Source organism: Streptomyces sp. NPDC030995 (assembly GCF_055571215.1).
The window spans coordinates 1-945 of record NZ_JBVIFS010000003.1; the positions used below are offsets into that span (position 1 = coordinate 1).

Annotated in this window: 1 rRNA gene and 1 pseudogene; both read left to right on the top strand. The window is 66.1% G+C overall.

Features of this window, described 5'->3' with window-relative positions:
- Positions 1-170 precede the first annotated feature (170 nt).
- Positions 171-287, top strand: a 5S ribosomal RNA gene (gene rrf / locus ACZ45T_RS06255).
- Between the two features lie 223 nt (positions 288-510).
- A pseudogene (locus ACZ45T_RS06260) lies at positions 511-945 on the top strand (hypothetical protein); the annotation flags it as partial.

The window sequence follows — 945 nt, forward strand, 5'->3', positions numbered from 1 at the left end:
CCAGATGTGGAAGCCCGGTAACGGGTGAAGCTGACTGGTACTAATAGGCCGAGGGCTTGTCCTCAGTTGCTCGCGTCCACTGTGTTAGTTCTGAAGCAACGAACAGTTGCTGGTTTCTAGAGCTAGAACATAACTACAAAGTGTGCTTGTTCGCTCGAAACCGATAGGGTTTCGGTGGTCATAGCGTTAGGGAAACGCCCGGTTACATTCCGAACCCGGAAGCTAAGCCTTTCAGCGCCGATGGTACTGCAGGGGGGACCCTGTGGGAGAGTAGGACGCCGCCGAACAATCTTTCAAAGGACCCTTGGTCCAGCGTTCAACGCTGGGCCAAGGGTCCTTTTTTTGTTTCACCTCTTTACGCCGAAGCGCGGCCATGGGTTGGTTGCGCGAGAATGACTAGCGGTACCCCGAAGACAGGAGTCACACCCATGTCCAACTCTCCCGACGATCGTCCGGAGCGCGAGCCTCGGCGCAACGACGGCGGTGACAGGGGCGGCTACCGCGGGGGCCGTGACGACCGTGGCGGCGACCGTCCCCCGTTCCGTCGTGACGACCGTGGTGGTCGCCCGACCGGTGGCGGTGGCGGCGGTTTCCGTCGCGATGACCGCGGCGGGCGTCCCGCCGGCGCCGGCGGCGGCGGTTTCCGCCGTGACGACCGCGGTGGCGACCGTCCGTCGTACCCGCGTCGTGATGACGACCGTGGTGGTCGTCCCACCGGTGGCGGCGGCGGTGGCGGTTTCCGCCGTGACGACCGTGGCGGCGACCGTCCGTCCTTCCCGCGCCGTGATGACCGCGGTGGCGACCGTCCGTCGTACCCGCGCCGTGATGACGACCGTGGTGGTCGTCCCACCGGTGGCGGCGGCGGTGGCGGTTTCCGCCGCGATGACCGTGGCGGCGACCGTCCGTCCTTCCCGCGCCGTGATGACCGTGGGGACCGTCCCTCCG